The sequence below is a fragment of the Prevotella sp. OH937_COT-195 genome (assembly GCF_003932845.1).
In the GTDB taxonomy this organism is placed as follows: Bacteria; Bacteroidota; Bacteroidia; order Bacteroidales; family Bacteroidaceae; genus Prevotella.
The window spans coordinates 1-299 of record NZ_RQZH01000214.1; the positions used below are offsets into that span (position 1 = coordinate 1).

General features: G+C 32.1%; 1 protein-coding gene. It reads left to right on the forward strand.

What is annotated here, in order from left to right; genetic code table 11:
• The coding region (locus EII32_RS12340) for a hypothetical protein (protein WP_158611202.1) at positions 1-299 on the forward strand (299 nt) is incomplete at both ends.

Here is a 299-nt window from a genome sequence, read left to right on the forward strand (position 1 = left end):
CATATATCCCAAATAAGAGCCAAAAAAGAAGAAGAGGAGGAGAATATTACCAAATTTTAAAGAATGTTCTGTATGAGCCTCTAAACAACGAATTTAAGTATGAATATAAAAAGCGAAGTTTATTTTCGAGAGAAAGTGAGCCAACAGGACGAGTCATTTTGAAAGAAGAAGATTATAAAACATTAAAAGAGCAGGCAGATTTTGGAAAAAGAATGGAACTAGAATATAGAAAATTGATAAAGGGAGAAAAGGTTCAATCGCTTGAAAAGACAGTTTTGGATCAACGAGGAGGAATTAAT